The organism is Peribacillus acanthi, from assembly GCF_003073175.1.
Taxonomy (GTDB): domain Bacteria; phylum Bacillota; class Bacilli; order Bacillales; family DSM-1321; genus Bacillus_BN; species Bacillus_BN acanthi.
The window spans coordinates 202,876-225,827 of record NZ_QBBX01000007.1; the positions used below are offsets into that span (position 1 = coordinate 202,876).

19 protein-coding genes are annotated in these 22,952 nt (G+C 37.2%); 15 read left to right on the top strand and 4 right to left on the bottom strand.

Going from position 1 to position 22,952, the window contains the following annotated elements; genetic code table 11:
• Positions 1 to 21 precede the first annotated feature (21 nt).
• The 3 genes from DBX25_RS09520 (at position 22) to DBX25_RS09530 (ending at position 3,643) form a co-directional block, all read left to right on the top strand.
• Positions 22 to 1,626 (top strand): ABC transporter substrate-binding protein, encoded by a 1,605-nt coding sequence (locus DBX25_RS09520; protein WP_108670548.1) that lies wholly within the window; start codon positions 22 to 24, stop codon positions 1,624 to 1,626.
• Between the two features lie 83 nt (positions 1,627 to 1,709).
• Positions 1,710 to 2,714, top strand: coding sequence for an ABC transporter permease (locus tag DBX25_RS09525; protein ID WP_108670549.1), 1,005 nt, complete (start codon positions 1,710 to 1,712; stop codon positions 2,712 to 2,714).
• Positions 2,715 to 2,734: 20 nt separating this feature from the next.
• Entirely contained in the window at positions 2,735 to 3,643 is a 909-nt protein-coding gene (locus DBX25_RS09530) for an ABC transporter permease (RefSeq protein WP_108670550.1), read from the top strand.
• A 75-nt stretch (positions 3,644 to 3,718) separates the two neighbouring features.
• Here DBX25_RS09530 and DBX25_RS09535 read toward each other — a convergent pair whose 3' ends face one another.
• Entirely contained in the window at positions 3,719 to 4,801 is a 1,083-nt protein-coding gene (locus tag DBX25_RS09535) for an FUSC family protein (protein ID WP_108670551.1), read from the bottom strand.
• A 278-nt stretch (positions 4,802 to 5,079) separates the two neighbouring features.
• Between DBX25_RS09535 and DBX25_RS09540 the strand changes: the two genes are divergently transcribed.
• Entirely contained in the window at positions 5,080 to 6,102 is a 1,023-nt protein-coding gene (locus DBX25_RS09540; RefSeq protein ID WP_108670552.1) for a DUF1646 family protein, read from the top strand.
• A gap of 91 nt (positions 6,103 to 6,193) precedes the next feature.
• Here DBX25_RS09540 and DBX25_RS09545 read toward each other — a convergent pair whose 3' ends face one another.
• Together DBX25_RS09545 and DBX25_RS09550 are read right to left on the bottom strand one after the other, a co-directional pair.
• Complete coding sequence (locus DBX25_RS09545) at positions 6,194 to 10,663, bottom strand: glutamate synthase-related protein (protein ID WP_108670553.1); 4,470 nt, start codon at positions 10,661 to 10,663, stop codon at positions 6,194 to 6,196.
• Positions 10,664 to 11,217: 554 nt separating this feature from the next.
• A complete protein-coding gene (locus DBX25_RS09550) occupies positions 11,218 to 12,510 on the bottom strand; it encodes a glutamate-1-semialdehyde 2,1-aminomutase (RefSeq protein ID WP_108670554.1) in 1,293 nt (430 codons plus the stop codon).
• Between the two features lie 253 nt (positions 12,511 to 12,763).
• On the opposite strand from DBX25_RS09550, the gene DBX25_RS09555 reads away from it, so the two are divergent.
• From DBX25_RS09555 to perR, 10 genes are all read left to right on the top strand, one after another.
• The gene (locus DBX25_RS09555) at positions 12,764 to 13,774 is read left to right on the top strand and encodes an ABC transporter ATP-binding protein (protein ID WP_108670555.1); all 1,011 of its coding nucleotides are present in this window, start codon (positions 12,764 to 12,766) and stop codon (positions 13,772 to 13,774) included.
• Between the two features lie 3 nt (positions 13,775 to 13,777).
• Positions 13,778 to 14,569 carry an ABC transporter permease gene (locus DBX25_RS09560; protein WP_108670556.1) on the top strand — a complete coding sequence of 264 codons (792 nt, stop codon included), beginning with the start codon at positions 13,778 to 13,780 and terminating at the stop codon, positions 14,567 to 14,569.
• A 2-nt stretch (positions 14,570 to 14,571) separates the two neighbouring features.
• Positions 14,572 to 15,357 (top strand): ABC transporter permease, encoded by a 786-nt coding sequence (locus DBX25_RS09565; protein ID WP_108670557.1) that lies wholly within the window; start codon positions 14,572 to 14,574, stop codon positions 15,355 to 15,357.
• A 287-nt stretch (positions 15,358 to 15,644) separates the two neighbouring features.
• Complete coding sequence (locus tag DBX25_RS09570) at positions 15,645 to 16,277, top strand: LysE family translocator (RefSeq protein WP_108670582.1); 633 nt, start codon at positions 15,645 to 15,647, stop codon at positions 16,275 to 16,277.
• 207 nt (positions 16,278 to 16,484) lie between these two features.
• Positions 16,485 to 17,546 carry a ribosome small subunit-dependent GTPase A gene (gene rsgA, locus DBX25_RS09575; RefSeq protein WP_170110128.1) on the top strand — a complete coding sequence of 354 codons (1,062 nt, stop codon included), beginning with the start codon at positions 16,485 to 16,487 and terminating at the stop codon, positions 17,544 to 17,546.
• Positions 17,547 to 17,701: 155 nt separating this feature from the next.
• Positions 17,702 to 18,115 carry an ion channel gene (locus DBX25_RS09580; RefSeq protein ID WP_108670558.1) on the top strand — a complete coding sequence of 138 codons (414 nt, stop codon included), beginning with the start codon at positions 17,702 to 17,704 and terminating at the stop codon, positions 18,113 to 18,115.
• A 79-nt stretch (positions 18,116 to 18,194) separates the two neighbouring features.
• Positions 18,195 to 18,665, top strand: a complete 471-nt coding sequence (gene bcp, locus DBX25_RS09585) for a thioredoxin-dependent thiol peroxidase (RefSeq protein ID WP_108670559.1) — start codon at positions 18,195 to 18,197, stop codon at positions 18,663 to 18,665.
• A gap of 289 nt (positions 18,666 to 18,954) precedes the next feature.
• Positions 18,955 to 20,013 (top strand): D-2-hydroxyacid dehydrogenase, encoded by a 1,059-nt coding sequence (locus tag DBX25_RS09590; RefSeq protein WP_338066676.1) that lies wholly within the window; start codon positions 18,955 to 18,957, stop codon positions 20,011 to 20,013.
• Position 20,014: 1 nt separating this feature from the next.
• A complete protein-coding gene (locus DBX25_RS09595) occupies positions 20,015 to 20,560 on the top strand; it encodes a cob(I)yrinic acid a,c-diamide adenosyltransferase (protein ID WP_108670560.1) in 546 nt (181 codons plus the stop codon).
• Between the two features lie 115 nt (positions 20,561 to 20,675).
• Entirely contained in the window at positions 20,676 to 21,113 is a 438-nt protein-coding gene (gene perR / locus DBX25_RS09600; protein WP_170110129.1) for a peroxide-responsive transcriptional repressor PerR, read from the top strand.
• Between the two features lie 180 nt (positions 21,114 to 21,293).
• Here the strand turns inward: perR and DBX25_RS09605 are convergent, their stop codons facing one another.
• The gene (locus tag DBX25_RS09605; RefSeq protein WP_108670562.1) at positions 21,294 to 21,644 is read right to left on the bottom strand and encodes a YgzB family protein; all 351 of its coding nucleotides are present in this window, start codon (positions 21,642 to 21,644) and stop codon (positions 21,294 to 21,296) included.
• A gap of 155 nt (positions 21,645 to 21,799) precedes the next feature.
• On the opposite strand from DBX25_RS09605, the gene DBX25_RS09610 reads away from it, so the two are divergent.
• Positions 21,800 to 22,672 (top strand): nucleotidyltransferase-like protein, encoded by an 873-nt coding sequence (locus tag DBX25_RS09610; protein ID WP_108670563.1) that lies wholly within the window; start codon positions 21,800 to 21,802, stop codon positions 22,670 to 22,672.
• Positions 22,673 to 22,952 lie beyond the last annotated feature (280 nt).

Genomic DNA, 22,952 nt, shown 5'->3' on the forward strand with positions numbered 1-22,952 from the left:
AACAGATAAAGGGGGATAAGCATGAAAAAACGCACTTGGATGTTGCTGATGTCCATTGTTATGGTCCTATCACTTGCTTTGGTAGGCTGTAGCAAAGACACAGCAGGAGAAAAAACTGATGGTAAAAAATCAGAAGAAAAAGAAGAAGCTTCAGGCGGTACATTAGTATATGGGCGTGGTGGGGATTCTACTTCACTAGATCCTGCTGCTACTACTGAAGGGGAAGCATTTAAAGTTACTAAAAACATCTATGAAACTCTTATCGAGTTTGGTCCACAAGATACAGAATTACACCCAGGTTTGGCTACTGAGTGGAAAGCAAGCGAAGACGGTTTAACGTATACTCTTACACTTCGTGAAGGGGTAAAATTCCACGATGGTACTGATTTCAATGCTGATGCTGTTGTATTCAACTTCGAGCGTTGGAAAGCTGGAAACAAAGAGCAATTCTACTACTATAACTCTCAATTCGGAGATCGCATTGATTCTGTAACTGCAGTTGATGCAAAAACAGTAGAAATCAAGCTTAACACACCACTTGCACCATTCTTCAAAAACCTAGCTATGTCTCCATTTGCGATTGCAAGCCCTGCTGCAGTTGAAAAGCATGGTGACAAATTTGCTGAAAACCCAGTTGGAACTGGTCCATTCGTATTTAAAGAATGGAAACGTAACGAGAAAGTGGTACTTGAGAAAAACAAAAACTATTGGGAAGAAGGTCTTCCTAAGTTAGATGGCTTAATTTTCACAGTTATTCCTGAAAACTCAGCTCGTCTAAACGCATTAAACGCTGGAGAAGTTGATTTAATCGACGGAGTAAACTTCAGCGATCTTCCAGGAATTGAATCAAATGCTAATCTTCAAGTATTTAACCGTCCATCAATGAACGTTGGATATTTAGGGTTAACAAATACACGTGGTCCACTTAAGGACAAATTAGTACGTCAAGCATTAAACCATGCAGTTGATAAGCAATCTCTAGTAGATAATTTCTATGCAGGAAAAGCAACTCCGGCTAAAAACCCAATGCCTCCTGTAATTGCTGGATACAATGATGATGTTCAAGATTACGACTACAATCCAGAAAAAGCTAAAGAATTGCTAGCACAAGCTGGTTACCCGAATGGCTTTGAAATGGAATTATGGGCAATGCCTGTTGCTAGACCGTATATGCCAGATGGTAAAAAAGTGGCTGAAGCACTTCAAGCTAACTTCGAAGCTATTGGCGTAAAAGCTAAAATCGTAACTTATGAGTGGGGTACTTACCTAGATAAAGCTCGTATGGGAGAAGCAGATTCGTTCTTACTTGGTTGGACAGGTGACAATGGGGATGCTGACAACTTCTTATACGTTCTTCTTGACCAAGATAGCATTGAAAGCAATAACTATGCATACTACAAAAACCAAGAAGTACACGATTTGTTAGTAAAAGCTCAAGCAACAGTTGATGAAGCTGAGCGTGAGAAGCTTTACAAAGAAGCTCAACTTATCATCAAGGACGATGCTCCTTGGATTCCACTTGTTCACTCTGAACCAGCATTGGCTGGAAGTTCAAAAGTTAAAAACTTCCTTCCGCATCCAACTGGCTCTGATATTTTCGCAACAGTTGAATTAAATCTAGAATAATAAAGATTTGGAAAGGGAGGTCAATCTTGACTTCCCTTTCCATTCAAATGAAAGTGTACAAGCATTTAAGGTAGGTGGAAAACATGCTCGCATATACAATCAGAAGATTATTACATTTAGTACCTGTTTTGGTTGGTCTTTCATTGATCGTATTTTTTATGATTCGTGCAATCCCCGGTGACCCTGCCCAAATCATTCTAGGGCAGCTTGCGACAAAAGAAGCGATTGCTGACATGACGAAAGCGCTTGGACTTGATCAGCCATGGTATACACAATACATAAAATATGTCGGTGGATTGCTAAGTGGAGACTTAGGAAATTCTCTTCGTACATCATCTCCTATCAGTGGAGAAATCTGGCCATATTTAGCAGCTACACTTGAGTTATCATTATGTGCCATGTTAATCGCCATTTTCATTGGGGTAAATGCAGGAATCATCAGTGCTTGGTTCCAAAATTCCTGGTTTGATTACGTTGCAATGATTTTTGCGTTAGTTGGGGTATCTATGCCAATCTTTTGGCTTGGACTAATGGAGCAGTGGATTTTTGCCATTAACCTTGATTGGCTGCCGACATCTGGACGTGATGAAGTTAGGAATCCAGTAGAGGCGATCACAAATCTTTACATTATCGATACGTTATTACAAGGTAGAATGGATCAATTTTGGGAAGTCGTAAAACATCTGGTCTTACCAAGTGTAGCTTTAGCGACTATTCCGATGGCGATCATCGCTCGTATTACACGTTCTACGATGTTAGAAGTTATGCGCTCTGATTTTATTCGTACAGCTCGCGCAAAAGGATTAAGAATGTTCTGGGTAGTATATAAACACTCATTAAAAAATGCAGTCATTCCTGTATTAACGGTAATCGGTTTGCAAATGGGTCTACTGCTTGGTGGAGCGATTTTGACTGAAACAATATTCAGTTGGCCAGGAATCGGTCGCTACATTTATGAAGCTATCAATTATCGCGATTATCCTGTAATCCAATCAGGAGTTCTCATTATTGCTCTCATATTTGTTTTGATCAATCTAGTAGTGGATTTACTGTATGCAGCCATTGATCCAAGAATTAAATACCGTTAGGAAAGGAGGTCTTTCAAACTATGGAATTATCAACAAATCCTAAATTTCAAGCTCCGATTATAGAAAAAGAAGAAAAAGTGGTTTCTCCATGGGTAGAGGCTTGGAGAAGCTTTCGGAAAAATAAGTTGGCCCTAGTAGGTACACTTATCGTGTTATTTTTCGTTCTATTAGCGGTCTTTGCACCAGTGATTGCTCCAGAAGGAATGAATGATCAAAAAATGAATCAACCAGACAAAATATTACAACCGCCATCTAGTCAGCATTGGTTTGGAACGGACGATTTTGGTCGTGATGTATTGTCACGTATCATTTATGGAGCTAGAATTTCATTATGGGTAGGGACATTCTCCGTAGTTGGTTCTATTGTAGTCGGATGTTTATTAGGGATAATTGCCGGTTATTATGGAAAATGGGCAGATGCACTAATTTCTCGTGTATTTGACATCATGCTTGCATTTCCAAGTATTTTGCTTGCAATCGCCATTGTTGCTGTATTAGGACCTTCCTTAAAAAATGCTTTGATCGCAATCGCCATCATCAATATACCAACCTTCGGGCGCTTAATACGTTCGCGTGTTTTGAGTATTAAAGAGGAAGAATATATCGTTGCTGCAAAAGCAATTGGGATGAGTAATGCTAGGATACTTTTCCACCATGTTTTACCAAATAGTATGGCACCGATTATAGTTCAAGGGACATTAGCGATTGCTACTGCAATCATTGAATGTGCTGCACTTGGTTTCTTGGGTCTCGGCGCAGAGGTACCATTCCCAGAATGGGGTAAAATGCTTTCCGATGCGAAACAATTCTTGATTCAAGCTCCTTGGACAATGGTATTTCCTGGTCTAGCCATTATGCTAACAGTACTTGGTTTCAACTTAATGGGAGACGGATTACGCGATGCATTAGACCCACGTATGAAGAGTTAAAAAAAAAACAGCTGATTCAGCTGTTTTTTTATGTAAAGAAAGGTTCAATTCATTACTGAATTGAACCTTTCTTTATTATTCATCCACCCTAGATGTAGGAATGGATACCTCATTTTCGTCTTTATGATAGTTTTGGAAGCTATTTACAAGTTTATATAAATGCTCTATATCCTCCTCATACTCTATAATTGCGGCAACTAAAGGCATCATATGATACAAGCAGGCTTCATGTTCTTCGTTTAAACAATCTTGTTGTTTTAAGAACATATCTAACAATTCTTTTTTACTTACAGTAGTGCTCTCGTGATAGTCGACAGTTGTTTTTATTTTTCCGATAAACTTTAGTAATAATTGTTCATGTTGAAATACGAGACAATCCAACTGTTCTTGTATTTGCATTTGAAACTCCGAAGGCATAAGATGAAATTCGTTTTCGAATCGATTCAATCGTCTTAAAACATCCAATGATCGCTTTAAAGTGGAAATCATTTGGCGATATACAACCAGTTTTCTGGATTTTGCATAGCTGTCCTTCTTAAAGTACTCTCGTTCTTCTTTAAACATTAAATATAGTTGTTCTAGTTTAATGACTTGTTCTTTAAGTCGAATCACATCATTTTTCAATAAAGAATGGTCAGATGCATGGCGCGTGCTGATGCGAATCCATTTAAAAACATCTTCAGCGACTGTAGAGATTTTATGATATAGCTTGGTTTCGTATTTTGGAGGTAGAAATACCAAATTAACGATAAATGCAGACAGTATCCCTAACATAATGGTGAAAAATCTAATTAAGGCGAATTGCAGAAATTCACCATCCTGGTTCTCCATAATCGCTATGACGGTTACTAATGATAGGATTATAGTGTTTCCTGAATTCAGCTTTAGATTAATAATAATAACAATTACAGCCGCAAGACCGACGATGAAAATCTGATTGCCAAACACTAGCACAAATATAATTGCGACCGCTGCTCCAATCAAGTTTGCTTGTAATTGCTCCAGAATGGAAAGGTAAGAGCGATAAATGGTAGGTTGAATAGCAAATATTGCTGCAATCCCTGCAAAAACTGGGGCAGGTAAGTTCAACAGTTGCGATAAAAATAAAGCCAATATAATGGCGATTCCCGTTTTTAATATGCGGGCACCAAGCTTCATGAGAAAATAAGTCCTTTCTGAATAAAAAGTTTTTGCATTTAGTTTAATTTACACCATTCCGTTTTTTGTTAAACAATATTGTAATATACATGGTTTATGAAGTTAGTGCAAGGTAATCTCTAAATCTAATTCTGAAATGCCACAATTAGACTATGAAACTCGGCTATTAATCGTTCATCCATTTTTTGCAAATATTCCATGCAAGATTGTCTATTCATCAGCATATATATAAATCTATCAAGTCATTGCTGAATAAAAATAATTTGGGGCAGGTAAAAATGATAATAGGTTTATTGGTAATCTTTATTCTTGTCTTAATATTGCCATTGACAGTAAGAGTGGTAGAGAGAAATCTTGAATTGTTCTTGTTTGTAATGGGATTATTTGCAGCTGTGATAAGTGGGGTGTTTAGCAGTTCATTATTTGTTAGAGCTGCAATTGATCCTATTAAAATTACGGTCGCTGTATTTGTGGCAGGACTATTGTTTAAATGGTTGCAGGACCCATTGGAGAGAACGATTACGGGTTTTAGTAGAGTTATACCTTTTAAATTATTTATTGCCTTTACTGTCATGTTTATAGGGTTAATTTCTAGTTTGATAACGGCAATTATTGCAGCGCTTGTTTTAGTAGTCGTGGTTTCAGCTCTAAAATTGGATCGAATATCTGAGATCCGTTTTGTAGTTTTAACCTGCTTTTCAATTGGACTTGGAGCGGCGTTAACTCCAATAGGGGAACCACTTTCGACAATTGCGATAAGTAAACTGGATAAAGACTTTTTCTATCTATTGAGGTTAATTGGCAAAGAAGTAATGATAGCTCTAATTATTTTTGGTTTTTTTGCAGCAATACTTGTAAAACACCCCAACCGTGGAAAAGAGGTCATCCTTAAAGAGACAAGCAGTGAAAGTTATGAAGACATACTAGTCAGAGCTTTAAAGATATATTTCTTCGTAATGGGATTAACATTTCTAGGGGGGGCATTTGAACCGGTAATTAACCTATATTTTCTTGGATTATCACCTTCATTTTTATACTGGATTAATATCATTTCAGCAATACTGGACAATGCCACACTTGCTTCGGCAGAGATAAGCCCGATTATGGATAATTTTACGATTCGTTCTATTCTTTTAGGATTGCTGATTAGTGGCGGGATGTTGATACCTGGAAATATCCCGAATATAATAGCAGCTGGTAAATTACGAATCACAAGTAAAGAATGGGCATTCATTGGTGTCCCATTTGGACTATTTGTTATGATTGCATACTATTTTGCTGTTTTTATCTTTTTACAATAGCACGAAAAAAGGGTAACTCAATGTTCAAATTGAGTTACCCTTTCTCGAGAATTGAATGATTCTTCTTTTTAAAAATGGTTTTCGCTTTAGATTATTCTGTAGAAACAGCTGGATCAGCTTGTTCTTTAACTGGAACAATTTGAACAAAATGTTCTTTTACATTACTTAAGAGAGCTTCGAGTTCCATTGCTTCCTCTTTTTGCTGCACCTTTAATAGTTCTGTATACTTTCCTAGAAGCTCTTGAACATCGTGTATTCCTTGTTCAGATAGTGGCTGGACAGAAACCTTTGCACCCTTTGCTATGCGTTTAATGATGGCTTCTTTCGTGTATCCGAGTTCGGGTTGTTGACGCACATAGATAACGCCGCCAGTCATTCCTGCGCATGCCCAAGGTCCGATATCTCCAAGTACCAACCCTCTTCCATTTGTCATATATTCAAAAGCAAACCCTTTAATATTAGATTGGATACCTAGATTTCCAGGTTCTGTTTTAGGAATAGGGCGTTTCAGTTTTCCGCCAATAATCATATCCGCACCAGATAATCGTATACCGGCACGTGCATCTGCATCTCCTTGTGCAACGAGTAATCCCTTTTGTGCACCATATCCGAAACCTTTCCCTACAGAGCCGTTATAAAAATGCCCATCTTTCCCTTTTGATTTTAAAATCAGGATTTGCCCACCAAAGGAAGTTTTTCCGATTCCATCCTGAGCTCCGCCATTTACTTCAATATCAATACCGCTACTATTATATGCCCCCAACCCATTACCAGGGATTGAGCCATTCTTATAAGTTAGCTTAACAGGGGCAAGAGAGGTATAAGAACCATCAAGACGTCCTCTTACCCTATGGCACGACACTCGACTTCCAAGCACTCGCTGTTCTGAAGTGATGGAGCTATATTCCCTTGACGATTGTAGTTCATCCACTCTGGAATCTAAATACTCGGCACCAACTGCAACTTGCAAGGAAGTGTTATCCAGGGTTGCTGCGGCTTCTTTATGAGTGAATTGTCCAATTTCTAAGGTTTTGAGCAAGTAGGTTAAATCTAGCTGATCTTTGCCTTTTACTTGCTGAAGTAAATCAGATCGGCCAACTAAATCTTGCAAATTCTTTGCCCCTAATGATGCAGTTAAGGCTTTTAGTTCATTCCCGAAAGATGTAAATAGATTTTTAAGTCCTAGCACGGCAGAATCGAATTTCCTAGGAACAAAACGGCGCAGTCCATGTTCTTTTGCTTGTGCTTCTGTTTCGATTTGGGTAGCAATTCCGACATGACAAGTATCTAAATGACAGCCGCGACAAGTTGTACAGCCGACAGCAATCATGGATAATGTACCGAATCCAACTCGATTGGCTCCTAATAGCATAATCTTCATGACATCGAGGGCACTCTTGATCCCACCGTCAGCCCATAATTCTACTCCATCACGAAGACCAGCTTCAAGTAATGCATTGTGGGCTGCTTTCACACCTATTTCTGCAGGAAGTCCTACATGTTGCAGAGCATGTATTCTAGCAGCACCAGTGCCTCCGTCAAAACCGGATAGTGTGATCATGTCAGCGCCTGCTTTAGCGATTCCAACTGCAATCGTTCCAATATTCGGAACGATTGGAACTTTTACCGCTACTTTAGCTTTGTCATTTGCTGTCTTTAGCTCATGAATCATTTGAGCTAAATCTTCTATTGAATAGATATCATGATTATTTGAAGGAGAAATTAAGTCAGAGCCTTTCGTAGCGTTACGAGCCTCTGCTATTTTGGCAGTTACTTTAGATCCTGGTAAATGTCCACCTTCTCCTGGTTTTGCTCCTTGGCCAATTTTGATTTCTAATAGATTAGAAGAATTCAATAGCTCAGCGTTCACCCCGAAACGTCCGGAAGCCACCTGTTGTCCTCGAGTGCGGGGGTACTTTCCGAGCATATCTTTGATTTCTCCACCTTCTCCATTTAGGCTTATCATATTCAACTGATCAGCTGCCTCTGCATATGCCCGAAATGCTATTTCGTTCTGTGATCCAAAAGACATGGAAGCGATAACGAATGGAAGGTCGTGCTCGCCAACACCAATAGAAACATCATTAGGTGAAAGAGGATGGTTTGCTGTTTTCAATGAAGTTAAATGACGAATTGTTGTTGGATTAGCTTGTTCCTGCTCTGAAATTTTATCTTTATAGGCAGTGTAGTCTCCAGTTGTAGCGACTTCACCAATGGCTTTCCAAATGCGTGGAAACAGATGAAATGTCTTTCCGACGCGTTCCTGTTCATTATAAAAATCTATAGCACGTTGTTTGGCATCTTCCTTCATTGCGTCAAACCCATTTGCTAATTTTTCTGAACCGAAGAAATTCACAATTTTTAAATAGGATGCAACTTCTTCGTTCAATCCGATGCTGGAAAATAATCGCCCATAACCTCTTAATTCATGTATCCCGATTGTCGATATGACTTTTTCTAATCCTTTAGTTAAGGCGTTATAAAGATTTAGAACGGGACTGATAGATTTGTCCGATACAGATAAAAACATATAATATGGACTGATTATATCTGCACCAAGGCCATAGGCCGTAATGAAATCGTGCAATGAACGAATGGCTGCTGAACGAAGTAGGAGGGAGCCTTCACGACGTACTCCGGCTTCTACTAAAGCTTGATCGATTGAAGATACAACTACATGTGGATCTAACCAAAGGTGGTTATCTTGATGAGCCTTTGCATCATCAAGAACAAGTAGGGTTTTGCCTTTTTGGATAGCATTTACTGCTTCAATTGATAATCTTGCAAGTGCATCCTTGATAGTTTCCTCATCTCTAAATGTTGTATCAATAAAATGAACTAACTGTTTTTCTTGATAATGATGAATAAGTTGGTCATAGCTTACTTGATTCAGAGATTTCGAACACTCATACCCAACCTGACCTTCTACTAATATCGGTGATAAAAGTTCGGTCACTACCGAATGTTTTTCTCTTTGTATAAGCGATGGTCTTTTTCCGATGATGACCCTTGTTGAAAAATGTTCGGTTTCTCGATCGCGATCGATTGCTGGATTCGTAACGACTGCTACACTTTCTTTTATGAAATCGGCAATGTTCTTTCGTTCTGGATTCAGTGCCGCAAGCGGAGCATCATGTCCAAGGGAGCGAATAGGCTCAATCCCTTTTTCAGCCATTTGCTCCACTAGTTGAACATGGTCTCTTTCCCAACCGAATGCTTTATATTGACCGGTGTGTATCTTAGCAGGATGGGTGACGGTAATCATTTTTTCTAACGTAAGTGGATTTAATCTGTTATGGATTTGCTCAAGATCAAATCGATCATTAAAACGGCTATAAACTATTTCTTGGTATTGATGATAATCGTATAGTTCAATTTCATCTCCGTTCCATTTCAATCCTATTTTTTCTCCAGGACCAAGTGGTTTTGGATCTCCAGTATATTCAGAGGAAGGGATGATGCCCGGTTCGGAGGAGAATATATAGGACGTTTCAATGTCTAATTTCCATAATGGACGCAGGCCCAAGGCATCGACAGAAAATACTGCCTCTTCCCCAAACCGTGAAACGATACCAGCAGGACCTTGAGAGAAATGGCCCCAAGCTTCACGAATCAAAGTATAAACATCTTTTAAGTGATTTGGATAAAGCTTTATTTCATTAATAATAGGTGGAAAAACCACATCCATTGCCTCGAAAAGTGAAAATCCATGTCGGCATATTAATGTTTCAATAGTTCTGCTTAAATCCTGAGAGTCACTTCCGTCTTTTACAAGAGGTACCCCAATTAACTTTGCTTCATCCCGTAGTTTTGAAATAGTGTTAATTTCTCCATTATGTCCAAGAACACTAAATGGTTGAACACGGAAAAAAGAAGAAAGGGTATTCGTTGAATAACGATTATGACCAAGTGTCATGGTAGAAGCCACAAGTGGATCAGCAAGGTCCTGATAGTATTTAGGTAAAATATCACCTGCACCCATAACTTTGTAAACAGCATGGTGTTGGCTTAAAGAAGCAACATGGATATAGTCATTTTCTTCAATTTTATGGAGCGACTCAAAAACTCTTTTTGACAAGGAACCTTGACTTGGTTCATTACCTAAAAAGGCGATTTGCCAGAATAGAGGATTCTCTTGAAATGCTATTGGACCAAGTGCCGTTGATTGATGAACAGAGTCGTTTTCGTAAATTAGTGAGAATCCATTTTGCTGAAGAATGTCTTTAATGTAAGTTTGTAACTTCTCAGGCTCCTCTTTTTTACTTAAGAAAAAATGGCCAACGACAAATTGTGAATGCTCTGCTTGTTCAGGATTGATCCCTTTTTCATGTAGTTTCTTTTTCCACAGATTTCTTGGTATATCAATATGAATTCCAACTCCATCTCCCTCACCATTAATGAAACCTGCGCGATGGTTCATCTTCACAAGGGCATCAATGCAGGAATAAATGTTTTCACGAGTAGGTATTTTCTTCTTTTCAATGCAAGCGACAATGCCGCAAGCATCATGTTCTTGTCTGTGGAACTCTTTAAATAGACTTGGACTCCATTGTGGACTCATTGTTTCGGCATGATAGGAATAAACCTATAACTGCCTTCACCTCCTAGGAAAATATCATTATGAAGAAATGAAAATATTACTTGTACTTTAAGCAAGAATAAATTGGCAGCGATGATATAACTCGACGAAGTGGCCAATTTCAGGAATAAAGTATGAGTGCAGCTAGGAAATCGCCTGCTCTTAGGCTTGGCGCTAGCCAAGTTTTCTAATTCTAATGTGGATTTTAAAATAATTTAAGAGTCGTCATTGGGAGTGAGATAGGCAACTCATGTATCGTGCAACATAGTAACGCTGTGAAGAAATAAAGGGTAAGGATATAAGAATCCCTAAAAATAAAAAAGGGGTGGACAAATTGAAATAATTATAATTATTTGACTAATGAATTTATATTATCATCAAAAAATTCAGAAATCAATTATTTATACGGTAATATGGATAAAAAGAACCAGATGTGAATGAGTTAAAAAGCTTTATTGAAAGCGTTTTTATGCGATTATATAAAGAAAAACCCCCGAAAATTGATCTCGGGAGTGAATGGAAAATGTATAAAAATACTATTTTTGAAGTTGTGAAAAAGCAAAATCTACAGCTGTTAGAGTTTCCTTGATATCCTCTTCGGTATGAGAAACCGTTAAAAACCATGCTTCGTATTTGGAAGGAGCTAAATTTATCCCTTGATGAAGCATCAATTTAAAGAACTTAGCGAACATTTCACCATCTGTATTTTCAGCTTGTTCATAGTTTTCGACTTTCTCTGTCGTGAAATAAAGGGTTAATGCACCTTTTAAGCGATTGATCGATATTGGCATATTGTATTTCTTAGCCGATTCAAGAATCCCTTTTTCTAGAATAGCACCTAAACGATTGAGTTCCTCATAAACTCCTTCTTGTTTCAATACCTCCAGGCACGCAATGCCGGATAAAATCGATGCAGGGTTTCCTGCCATTGTTCCAGCCTGATAGGCAGGACCAAGCGGTGCCACTTTTTCCATGATTTCTTTTTTTCCGCCGTATGCCCCAATCGGTAGTCCGCCACCGATGATTTTTCCTAGGGCGGTCAAATCAGGAGTGACGCCGAGTAAATCTTGAGCACCGCCATACATAAAACGGAACGCTGTGATAACCTCATCGTAAATGACTAATGCTCCCGCTTGATGCGTTAATTCATTGATTGCTTCAAGGAAACCAGGCTTTGGTTCAACGATTCCGAAGTTCCCGACAATAGGTTCCACTAGAACAGCTGCGACCTCATGGCCCCATTTTTCTAATGCTTCTTTAAAAGGCTCAATGTCATTAAATGGAACGGTAATCACTTCATTTGCAATGCTCTTTGGAACACCTGCAGAATCAGGAATACCAAGTGTAGAAGGACCAGATCCCGCAGCTACTAACACTAAATCAGAATGACCATGGTAGCATCCTGCGAACTTGATGATTTTGTCACGTCCTGTATAGGCACGTGCAACACGAATGGTTGTCATAACTGCTTCTGTTCCTGAATTGACGAATCGAACTTTATCTAATGAGTGAATGGCCTCTTTTAACATTTTGGCAAATTTCACTTCGTGTGGAGTAGGAGTTCCATAAAGAACTCCGTTTTCGGCAGCCGTTGTGATCGCTTCCGTAATGTGTGGATGAGCATGTCCTGTGATGATTGGACCGTATGCGGCTAGATAGTCTATGTATTTATTGCCATCAACATCCCAGAAATATGCTCCTTTCGCACGTTCCATCGTAACAGGAGCGCCACCACCTACTGCTTTATAAGAACGCGAAGGGCTGTTCACGCCACCGACAATATGTTCAAGAGCTTCTGTGTGCAAAGCTTCTGATTTAGAAAAGTTCATATGTAATTGCCTCCTAAAATGTGTTGCTTTAACTGCATCTATTCTAGCATTAAACCACTAAAACTAAAAAATATAAAAGGGTAGTCTAGAAAGAAATAGATTGTTCACAAATCATGCAAACTAACTAAAATGCTATCGGCTTGTACATTTCCGGGAATATCAGAGTTAAAGGTAGATGCCTTTTCTGTTGTTTTGATGGAATGGAAAGGATACACTATTTGTTTGGACAGTTTAGAGAAAGAGGGGTTATTACTTGGAAACAACTGCAATAGAAGTTCAACATCTGAAGAAAGAATTTAAGGCGTTTTCAAGCCGATCTGGACTAAAAGGTGCATTTCGTGACTTGTTTACTCGTAACTATAAAATCGTTCCCGCTGTTAATGATATTAGCTTTACAGTAAAAAAAGGTGAGATGGTTGCTTATATCGGAGAAAATGGAGCTGGTAAATCAACTACTATAAAAATGCTTACAGGAATTCTAACTCCAACTGAAGGTCATGTCGTGGTGAATGGAATGAACCCCCATAAGGAACGAGAAAAATTCACCAATACCATTGGAGTAGTGTTTGGTCAACGTTCTCAGTTATGGTGGGATATTGCGGTACAAGAATCTTTTAGGCTACTAAAAAAAGTTTATAAAGTACCGGATGAACAATATGAGGAGCATATGAACTATATTATTGACACACTAGACCTTGCACCACTTTTGGACAAGCCTGTTCGGAAGCTTTCGCTAGGTCAAAGAATGCGCTGTGAGTTAGCTGCTGCTTTAATTCATAATCCTCCATTGTTATTTTTGGATGAGCCGACAATAGGTCTCGATGTATTGGTGAAAATGAAAATTCGACAATTCTTAAAGGAAATCAATGAGAAATATCAGACAACCATCCTTTTGACTACTCATGATTTAGGGGACATTGAGGCTTTATGTGAGCGTGTAATCATGCTGGATGAAGGGAAAATTATCTATGATGGCAGCCTACAAAGTCTTAAAAGCCATTGGGCTGATGAAAAGGAAATACACGTGCAATTTATTAAAACTACCACTATTCAACAGCTTCAAAACATTTCTCTTCCCTTTAAGGTCCGTTGGGAAGTAGATGAAAAGAATCAAGGTTTTATTGCTTATATGGCTGATCAGGAAGACCAAATTTCAACATTCATTTCTGCACTTGTTGCTGCTCATAAAATAAAGGATATCAAGATTCAGGAAACAGCTACTGAAGAAATTATTCGTAACATCTATGAAAAAGGGATGAGTTAGAAGATGGATAAATATATGGAAATGGTCCGGATTCGTTTTTTGATGATGCTGGCATATCGGACAAATTATTACACTGGCATCCTCATTTATAGCATAAATATTGGGGCATATTATTTTCTTTGGAATGCCATTTATGGGGGGAAAGAAACGATTCAAGGATTGACGGCTGTACAAATGACTACCTATGTAGCGCTCGGTTGGATGGCACGTGCCTTTTACTTTAACAATATAGACCGAGAAATGGCGGCTGAAATTAAGCAAGGAAAGGTCGCTATTGAATTAATTAGACCTTATAGCTATTTAGGTATGAAAACGATGCAAGGTTTAGGCGAAGGGATTTTCCGATTATTATTCTTCTCGGTTCCTGGTATGGTGATCGTGTCATTGTTATTTCCTGTGCAGATTTCAGCCAATCCTTCTACTTGGGGATTATTCGCGATATCTATTACATTAAGCTTTTTGATTAATACAGAAATCAACTTACTAATGGGAATAACAACATTCTTCTTTTTTAATAACGATGGCATCATACGTGCAAAGCGTGTATTAATAGATTTGTTTTCAGGTCTATTATTGCCACTTAGTCTGTTTCCCTTATGGGCTCAAGACATCATGAAATACCTTCCATTCCAAGGGATTTCCTATATTCCAAGCATGATTTTTACGGAGGGGTTTTCTGGGAACGAAATGACTCAAGCTTTACTTCAACAAGGGATATGGACAGTCGTGCTCTGGATTCCGATACAAGTGCTCTGGATTTATGCAAAAAAACAGCTTGTCATCCAGGGAGGTTAACTATGTTTTATGTATCCATGTTTTTTCAATATGTTAGTCAATATTTAAAAACACGTTTGCAATACCGGACAGACCTACTAGTGAAATTCCTATCAGATTTGTTATTTCAAGCGGTAAATTTGATTTTCATCCTATTGGTATTCGGTCATACGGACTTACTGAATGGGTGGAATCGAGAAGAAATCATCTTTATTTATGGATTCTTCATGATACCATTTACCTTGTTTTCTGCTTTCTTTAATATTTGGAACTTTAACGAACAATACATCGTGAATGGTGAAATGGACCGTATATTAACTCGACCGATTCATAGCCTGTTTCAAATAATTTTAGAACGTATGGAGTTAGAATCGCTGCTTGGTTTGATTACAGGATTTATTATTATTTATTACTCAGGGAGTCGTTTGAATCTAGATATAGCATGGTATGATCCAATATTATTTATCCTATTTTCAATTGGGGGAGCCTTGGTGTACGCATCTATTTTCATAGGATTAGCCACCATAGGTTTTTTCTCGGATTCCCGTACTTCCATAATGCCGATGATGTATAACATAGGTAACTATGGGAGATACCCAGTCGACATTTATAATAAAGCTATCCGTTTTGTTCTAACTTGGGTACTTCCATTCGCATTTGTTGGTGTGTATCCCTCAGCATACTTTCTAGGTAAAACAGAATGGTATTCGTATTCTTTTGCTACTCCGGTTGTAGGCATTGTATTTTTTTCTTTAGCAGTTTGGCTTTGGAACCAGGGGGTTAAGAAATACCGTGGGGCAGGAAACTAAAAGTTTTAACCTCTTGATTAGTTCAAGAGGTTTTTTGTGTTTGGTGTAATTTGGTGGTGGGATTAAAAGTCGACGTAGTTACCTATTTAAAGATTAAAGTATAGACATTCTTTTACTCCCATATTTTCTAATGTATGAATGTTTATCATGGTTGAATAGCTTTCATAGGAGTTATAAGAAACCTTTGAGTAAATGCGTTTAAAGTCTGTTTATGCGTAAATTTTTTTATGTACAGATTCATTTAGTCGTAATAAAATAGGTAGATAATGGAAGGGGAGAAGCTTGGAATGCTTGGAATAACTAATTTTGAATGGTTTTTAATTTCTAGTATCTTACTGAATATCACACCTGGTGCGGACACAATGTACATTGTAAGTAGAAGCGTTTCTCAAGGAAGAAGAGCTGGTATTTACTCAGCGCTTGGCATCAGTTCAGGGGCATTAGTTCACACAATACTAGCTGCATTTGGTTTGTCGGTGATTCTAATGAAGTCGGTCTGGCTCTTTACTGTAATTAAAATAGTTGGTGCTGGATATCTAATTTATTTAGGGATTAGAATGCTATTAGAAAAGAAAAACACAGTACGTCATCAAGATAACTTGGATAAACTGTCTAAAAAAAAAATATTCTTGCAAGGATTAATTACAAATGTTACGAATCCAAAAGTAGCTTTATTTTTCCTAGCTTTCATCCCACAATTTATCAATACAGGTAGTTCAAGTCCGATTCCATTTCTTATTTTAGGCCTTACTTTTACCATGACAGGAGGATTGTGGTGTGTAATGATCGCCATTTTTTCTTCTTTAGCGACAAAAGGATTAAGAGATAGTAATCATATTCAATATATATTAAATAAGCTTACTGGAATCGTATTTATCGCAATGGGAATTAAATTATTTAAAACGAAAGCTACAGCATAAGTTATACCAATAAGATACACCTTTCAATTTTTTGAATTGAGAGGTGTTTTTTATAATTAGGCAATTTTTAATATCCTCCTTTATTTATAAAGTCATGGTTTTGTATACTTTTCTAAATTTTCTGTTAAAATATTAGTAGGGTTCTTATTCAAAAATATGAATCCTTTAAATTTCGTTTTTGATTGTATTCAATAGGAGGAAGATTGATTGAATCTAGTACAATTAGGTTGGAATAATCACTTAGAAGAAGAATTTGCTCCATATAAAGAAAGTGGTTATTCAGTGGGAAGAATCGCCTTAGAACATAAGCATATGTACCGTGTTCTAACAGAAGAAGGCGAATTGTTAGGTGAAGTATCTGGAAAGTTTAGACATGAATCATTTGGGAAAAGCCAATATCCTGCGGTGGGAGATTGGGTGGTCATTTCTGCGAGGTTAGCTGAGAAAAAAGCGACTATTCATAAAGTATTGCCTCGATTCAGTAAATTTTCCCGAAACTCGGCAGGTGTAGTAACAGAAGAACAACTAGTTGCTACTAATATAAATACGGTATTTCTAGTAACTGGTTTAAATAATGATTTTAATGTTAGACGAATAGAAAGATATTTAGTAACAGCTTGGGATAGTGGGGCAAATCCAGTCGTCATATTGAGTAAATGTGATCTATGTGATGATATCCCAGGTAAAATGGCAGAGGTTGAATCTGTGGCATTTGGAGTACCAATCTATGCAATTAGTGCCACAAAAGGAATAGGTATGAATCAACTTGATAAATATCTATCTGAAGGTCAAACCGTTGCTCTACTCGGTTCGTCTGGTGCGGGAAAATCCACTCTGTGCAATACGCTGCTCGGCCAAGTGAAACAGCAGGTGAAAGAAGTGCGTGAAGGTGATGATAAAGGAAAACATACTACCACTCATCGTGAATTAATGTTAATGCCAGGTGGGGGGATTTTGATTGATACTCCTGGAATGAGAGAGTTACAACTTTGGGAAGTTGATGGGGGTATGGGCCATAGTTTCTCAGATATTGAAGAATTGGCACAGCAGTGTTTATTTAATGATTGTCAACATAAAAATGAGCCTTCTTGCCAAGTGAAACTTGCTATTGAAGAAGGAGCGTTGGATCAAAAGCGCTATGATAATTATGTCAAATTTCAAAAGGAACTAGCTTTCTTAGAACGAAAGAATAATAAACGTAGCCAATTAGAGGAAAAATCAAAGTGGAAAAAGCTCTCGGGTGACCGCACAAGGGTGCATAAAAAATAAAAACAAATAGGTATTCAAAGGGTTTTGTGTTCACAAACCTTTTGAATACCTTTTCTGTTTTTCAGACCTCACCAATGAAGAGTTTAAAAACTATTCATAAGCCCCAAGGACAAGGAGTACATTGGTAGAAGTAGTCATAAAGGAGAAGGTGTGGAATGGGATTTTATCTATTAGTTGCAGCGATTATTTTCTGCATGTTTATGAGTATTAGAGCTCTTTTTGCTCCCTCTGACATGACGAATCAAAAAATCTCATTAAACGATTTACTTTGGCTTGCCTTTTTGTACGGTACCATTTGTGTTGGCTTTGGTGCGTTATACCTTCTGTTTGAATTAAAGGACATCACAGTAGTGTTAGAAAATGGACAGAGACTCCAAGGTTCCTTTTCTTATAAGCTAGAATCAACTTTATATTTCAGTGGAATGACCATGTTTTCTGTTGGATATGGAGATTTAGTTCCAATAGGAATAGGTAGGCCAATCTCCGCCATTCAGGCTTTCATAGGTTACACATTGCCAGCGGCATTTGTAGTAAGAACAGTCATTGATTACGATCAAATTCAGAAATAAAGTGAATTTCTAAAAAGTTGTATTACAAAAGAGTTTTGGGTACGCTTACCATATGACTTTTTAGAATGGAGGATTTTCAATGAATGCAGTAACAGGCTCGAAAGCACCTGATTTTACTTTACCAGCAAGCAATGGGAAAAATGTTAGTTTGACTGACTTTAAAGGAAAGCATGTAGTTCTTTACTTTTACCCAAAAGATATGACACCGGGATGTACGACTCAAGCGTGTGATTTCAAGGAATTTCATGAATCCTTTGCTGAGCTTGATGCTGTTATCCTGGGGGTTAGTCCTGATCCGCTTGAACGTCACGGGAAATTTATTGAGAAATATGGTTTGCCATTCTTACTTTTAACAGATGAAGACCATCAAGTGGCAGAGGCATATGGGGTGTGGACCTTAAAAAAGAACTTTGGTAAGGAATATATGGGGATTGAGCGCTCTACTTTTATTATTGATAAAGAAGGTAATCTAGTGAAAGTATGGAGAAAAGTAAAAGTCAAAGGTCATGTAGAAGAAGCACTTACTTATATTAAAGAAGAATTGTCATAATTTAGAACTAAATTGCCTTGAAGAATAAGCCTATTTTAGAACTAAAAGGCTTTTGTCCAATTCAGAAATTGACGTTTTGAATACTATTATATAGAGAATACCTCCTCAGATGTTTTCCGAAATGGAAGCGGGTAACCAGAAATGGATACCCGTATTTTTTTGCATTTTAAGAAAGGATTGGCAGTAAAGAAGTAGTGTCCAATTTTAGAAATAAAGTTTATGTAGAACTGGGGAGTTGCCAAGCCGAGTTTTCTAATCTTTAGGTTATTTGAAGGGGAGTATTTTAAGGGTGTCTTTACCCGGTATCATCATGAAAGGATATCCATTTTCATGTAAATTATTGAACGGTGATGGTATGATGGTTTTAGGACAAAGCACCGAAAGAGGGGTTCGTAATATGGAGGCGTATTTTTCATTTGTACCATCAACTGAACTGCAAGATCAGTTATCTAATGAGTTTCCGTCCATTCGATTTAGTTATCGTAAAGGGATACATATTGAAGAAAGTGAATTAATGACAGCGGAAATACTAGTCACATACGGGGAAGATGTAACCGAGGAAATCATCTACGCATCTAAATCTTTAAAATGGATTATGGTTGTTTCAGCGGGTTTGGAGAAAATGCCATTAGAGCTAATTGGAGAAAAAGGCATTTTGCTCACAAACGCTAAGGGTATACATAAAATTCCTATGGCTGAATATTCGATAGGGATGCTTCTTCAGTATGAAAAGAATCTTATCCAGTTTTATGAAAATGCAAAGAATTCAACTTGGGATCGAAGAATAAAAATGGGTGAACTGAATGGAAAGGAGATAATCATTTTAGGTGCAGGTGCCATTGGTAGTGAAATCGCGCGCCTATCAAAAGCATTTGGAATGAGGACATTTGGGGTTAATACATCTGGAAATGACGTTCAGTACTTTGATAGCATGCATAAACTTAATGAATTAAATGCTGTCCTGCCGACTGCTGATTATATTGTCTCAATCCTACCTAGTACGAAAGATACGAAAAACCTTTTAAATAACGAACATTTTCAGTTGATGAAGTCTTCTGCTGTTTTCATGAATATTGGTAGAGGGGATTTATTTAAGGATTCTGTTTTACTGAATGCGTTAGAAGAAGGACAAATCGCACATGCGATTCTTGATGTTTTCCATAAGGAGCCATTACCAATGAATCATCCTTTCTGGAAGATGAAAAATATAACAATAACACCACATACTTCAAGTGTGACAAAAAATTACCTACCAAAGTCAATTGAAATTTTTTCTCATAATCTTCATACCTATATAAAAAAGGAAAAGGATTTTATCAACTTAATTGATGTGATCAGGGGGTATTAATATGAAAATTTATACAAAAACAGGGGACAAGGGTACGACTTCCCTTATATACGGACAACGAGTTAAGAAGTCTGATATTAGAGTAGAAGCTTATGGTACATGTGATGAAGCAAATTCTATGATTGGTTTAGCATTGAGTTACATAAACAACGACTTGAAAGAAAAGGAATCTATCGATCACATTTTTCATAAAATACAAACAGAACTATTTCATGTTGGAGCAGAATTAGCTACTCCTTCTGGTAAGGAAGTTAAATGGAAGGTCAAACCGGAGGATGTAACCGTGTTGGAAGAGACGATCGATCAATGGGAAAAACACCTTCCTCCTCTTACTAATTTCATTTTACCAGGCGGACATCCAGCTGGTGCTGCTCTCCATACTGCACGTACTATTGTCCGTAGAGCGGAAAGATGCGCAAGTGAAATGGTAGATGAAGTAAATCCTTTAGTTTTATCTTATTTAAACCGTCTATCAGATTTTCTGTTTGTTGCTGCAAGATACATTAATCATCTAAGTGGTGTGCCAGAAAAAAATCTTCATTCCTAATACGTGAATAAATGATACTTAATTGACAAATAAATAGTGTACAGCTTACACTATTTATAAATATTATAAAGTAATAATTCATTCTAAATAATAATTGGAAAAGAGGTGCATGACGGTGGCTCATGATCAGCTTAAAGAGGCTTTAGATTCCCTTAAAGAAACAGGAGTGAGAATTACACCGCAACGTCATGCAATTTTGGAATACCTAATTAATGCAATGTCTCATCCAACTGCTGATGAAATATATAAAGCTTTGGAAGGTAAATTTCCAAATATGAGCGTGGCCACAGTGTACAATAACTTAAGGGTCTTCAAGGAAGTAGGTCTAGTAAAAGAATTGACATACGGAGACTCATCTAGTCGATTTGATTATGTCACGACTGACCATTATCACGTGATTTGCCAAAAATGTGGGGCGATCGTTGACTTCCATTATCCTGGCCTAGATGAAGTCGAACACCTAGCTTCACATGTTACTGGATTCAAAGTCCATCAACACCGGATGGAAGTATACGGAGAATGTCCATCCTGCGTAGCTAAAGCTGCTCATTAAAACTGGTTGATATAAACCAGTTTTTTGTGTTTTAAGAGAGTAAAAATTGGTAGTAAGGATACGAATTGACGTAGTGGCAAACTTTAGGGATAAACTGTAATGCCAAATGAGCAGAGGGTGCAGCTTAGACTTGGCGAAAATCAAATTTTCATAGAAAAAAACCTTGCGGAGGCAAGGCTTTTAATTTTTTGCTTTCTTATTATATTTTTCGTCGAATTCTTTACCTTCAAGATCTTTGTCAAGTGTAAGAGGTTCGTTACAGTGCATGCACATATCAACTCGACCAAGTATTTTTGTTGACTTTCCGCAATTCGGACAAACTACTTGGACGGTTTTAGTGGATAGCATTCCAATCCAGAAATAAACCCCTGTACTAGCAAGAATACATAAAAGACCTAATACCATGAAGATTGTCATAAGAATAGGGGAACTTCTAAAGAAGATACCTCCATACATAACAAGGAATCCGATAAATATCAAACTTAGAGCAAAAGTACGTATTTTATTAATTTTATTTGAGTATTTAGCCATGTCCTACCTCCTGATTCTAACTATATAATAACATTAAACATCAAAATAAATATATAATATGGGAGGAACAATGTCGAAAATTGTTGCCTGTATTAGAAGGAAAAATAAACTTAATGTCGAAAGTTATAGCACAACGACGATTTGGAGGAATTAAAATGGAAGATATTCTACGTCCAATTTATCAAGAACGAGCAAGCTCACCTTCCACACTCGGAATTCTTTTAATTGAAAAGGGTGCAAAGCCAAGCACTTTAACAGATACCTTTGATTACGTGTTACTTGTAATTACAAAGGATGCAAATCAACCAGTGTTTATTAAACATTATACATACAAAGATAAAAAAGCCGCGCTTCATATAGTAGAAGAAGAGCAATTGCAGGAATGGCTCCTGCTAGGCACAAATAGAAAAATTATTGAATGGATTTATAATGGGAAAGTATTGTTTGATCGAAATGAATATCTTTCTGAATTAAAACAAGAACTAAGAGAATTCCCTTTTTATGGGCGTAAAATAAAAATGGGGATGGAATTCGCTAAGCTTATTCGAAGATATGTGGATGGTAAGGCATTTTTTGAAAATGGTCATTTTTTAGATGCCTATAATCATATAGTACATTCTTTGCACCACTTAGCTAGATTGGAAATCATTGAACAAGGTTTTTTCCCGGAAGTAACAGTTTGGAATCAAGTAAAACATATAGAACCTCAAATCTTTAAGTTGTATGAAGAACTCATAACTAGTGATGAAACACTCGAAAAAAGATTGGAATTGTTGTTCCTTGCAAGTGAATTTTTAATCTTCTCAAGAACGGATAGCGGAACCCAACATTTTAGGGACGTTTTAGAAACAAAAAAAGAGAAATGGACAATACATGATTTAATAAATGAGGAAGAGTTAAAATATTATTCAATAGATTTAGGTGTTCTTTTAGAATATCTAATCGAAAAGAAACTAGTTACGGTTGTAAAAGAGGAAACGAAAGGTCATGAAGTTTTCCATAGATATTATAAAGTAAATAAAGAATAATAAAATTATTATCCTGAAAAATCAATTTAAGGGTTGACCTTTAGTTGGAAAAGGTGATATATTAATAAACGTCGCTGATACAAGTGATAAAAAAGATAACATTTATTGAAGGTTGTTAGTTAAAACTTTTAAAAAAAGTGTTGACTATAAGTTAGAGTAAATGTTATATTAATAAAGTCGCTTACGGGCGAAACGATAAAATTGCTCTTTGAAAACTAAACAAAACAATACGTCAACGTTTAAATTTAAGTCTTTTAAATAAGACATTTTATGAGCAAGT

Excerpts from the sequence above, each read along its gene's own strand:
- DBX25_RS09525 (WP_108670549.1), top strand. The coding sequence starts at position 1,710 with ATGCTCGCATATACAATCAGAAGATTATTACATTTAGTACCTGTTTTG.
- DBX25_RS09565 (WP_108670557.1), top strand. The coding sequence starts at position 14,572 with ATGTTTTATGTATCCATGTTTTTTCAATATGTTAGTCAATATTTAAAA.
- DBX25_RS09530 (WP_108670550.1), top strand. The coding sequence starts at position 2,735 with ATGGAATTATCAACAAATCCTAAATTTCAAGCTCCGATTATAGAAAAA.
- DBX25_RS09560 (WP_108670556.1), top strand. The coding sequence starts at position 13,778 with ATGGATAAATATATGGAAATGGTCCGGATTCGTTTTTTGATGATGCTG.
- DBX25_RS09520 (WP_108670548.1), top strand. The coding sequence starts at position 22 with ATGAAAAAACGCACTTGGATGTTGCTGATGTCCATTGTTATGGTCCTA.
- DBX25_RS09570 (WP_108670582.1), top strand. The coding sequence starts at position 15,645 with ATGCTTGGAATAACTAATTTTGAATGGTTTTTAATTTCTAGTATCTTA.
- DBX25_RS09540 (WP_108670552.1), top strand. The coding sequence starts at position 5,080 with ATGATAATAGGTTTATTGGTAATCTTTATTCTTGTCTTAATATTGCCA.
- DBX25_RS09605 (WP_108670562.1), bottom strand. The coding sequence starts at position 21,644 with ATGGCTAAATACTCAAATAAAATTAATAAAATACGTACTTTTGCTCTA.
- bcp (WP_108670559.1), top strand. The coding sequence starts at position 18,195 with ATGAATGCAGTAACAGGCTCGAAAGCACCTGATTTTACTTTACCAGCA.
- DBX25_RS09595 (WP_108670560.1), top strand. The coding sequence starts at position 20,015 with ATGAAAATTTATACAAAAACAGGGGACAAGGGTACGACTTCCCTTATA.
- DBX25_RS09580 (WP_108670558.1), top strand. The coding sequence starts at position 17,702 with ATGGGATTTTATCTATTAGTTGCAGCGATTATTTTCTGCATGTTTATG.
- DBX25_RS09545 (WP_108670553.1), bottom strand. The coding sequence starts at position 10,663 with ATGAGTCCACAATGGAGTCCAAGTCTATTTAAAGAGTTCCACAGACAA.
- DBX25_RS09550 (WP_108670554.1), bottom strand. The coding sequence starts at position 12,510 with ATGAACTTTTCTAAATCAGAAGCTTTGCACACAGAAGCTCTTGAACAT.
- DBX25_RS09535 (WP_108670551.1), bottom strand. The coding sequence starts at position 4,801 with ATGAAGCTTGGTGCCCGCATATTAAAAACGGGAATCGCCATTATATTG.
- DBX25_RS09610 (WP_108670563.1), top strand. The coding sequence starts at position 21,800 with ATGGAAGATATTCTACGTCCAATTTATCAAGAACGAGCAAGCTCACCT.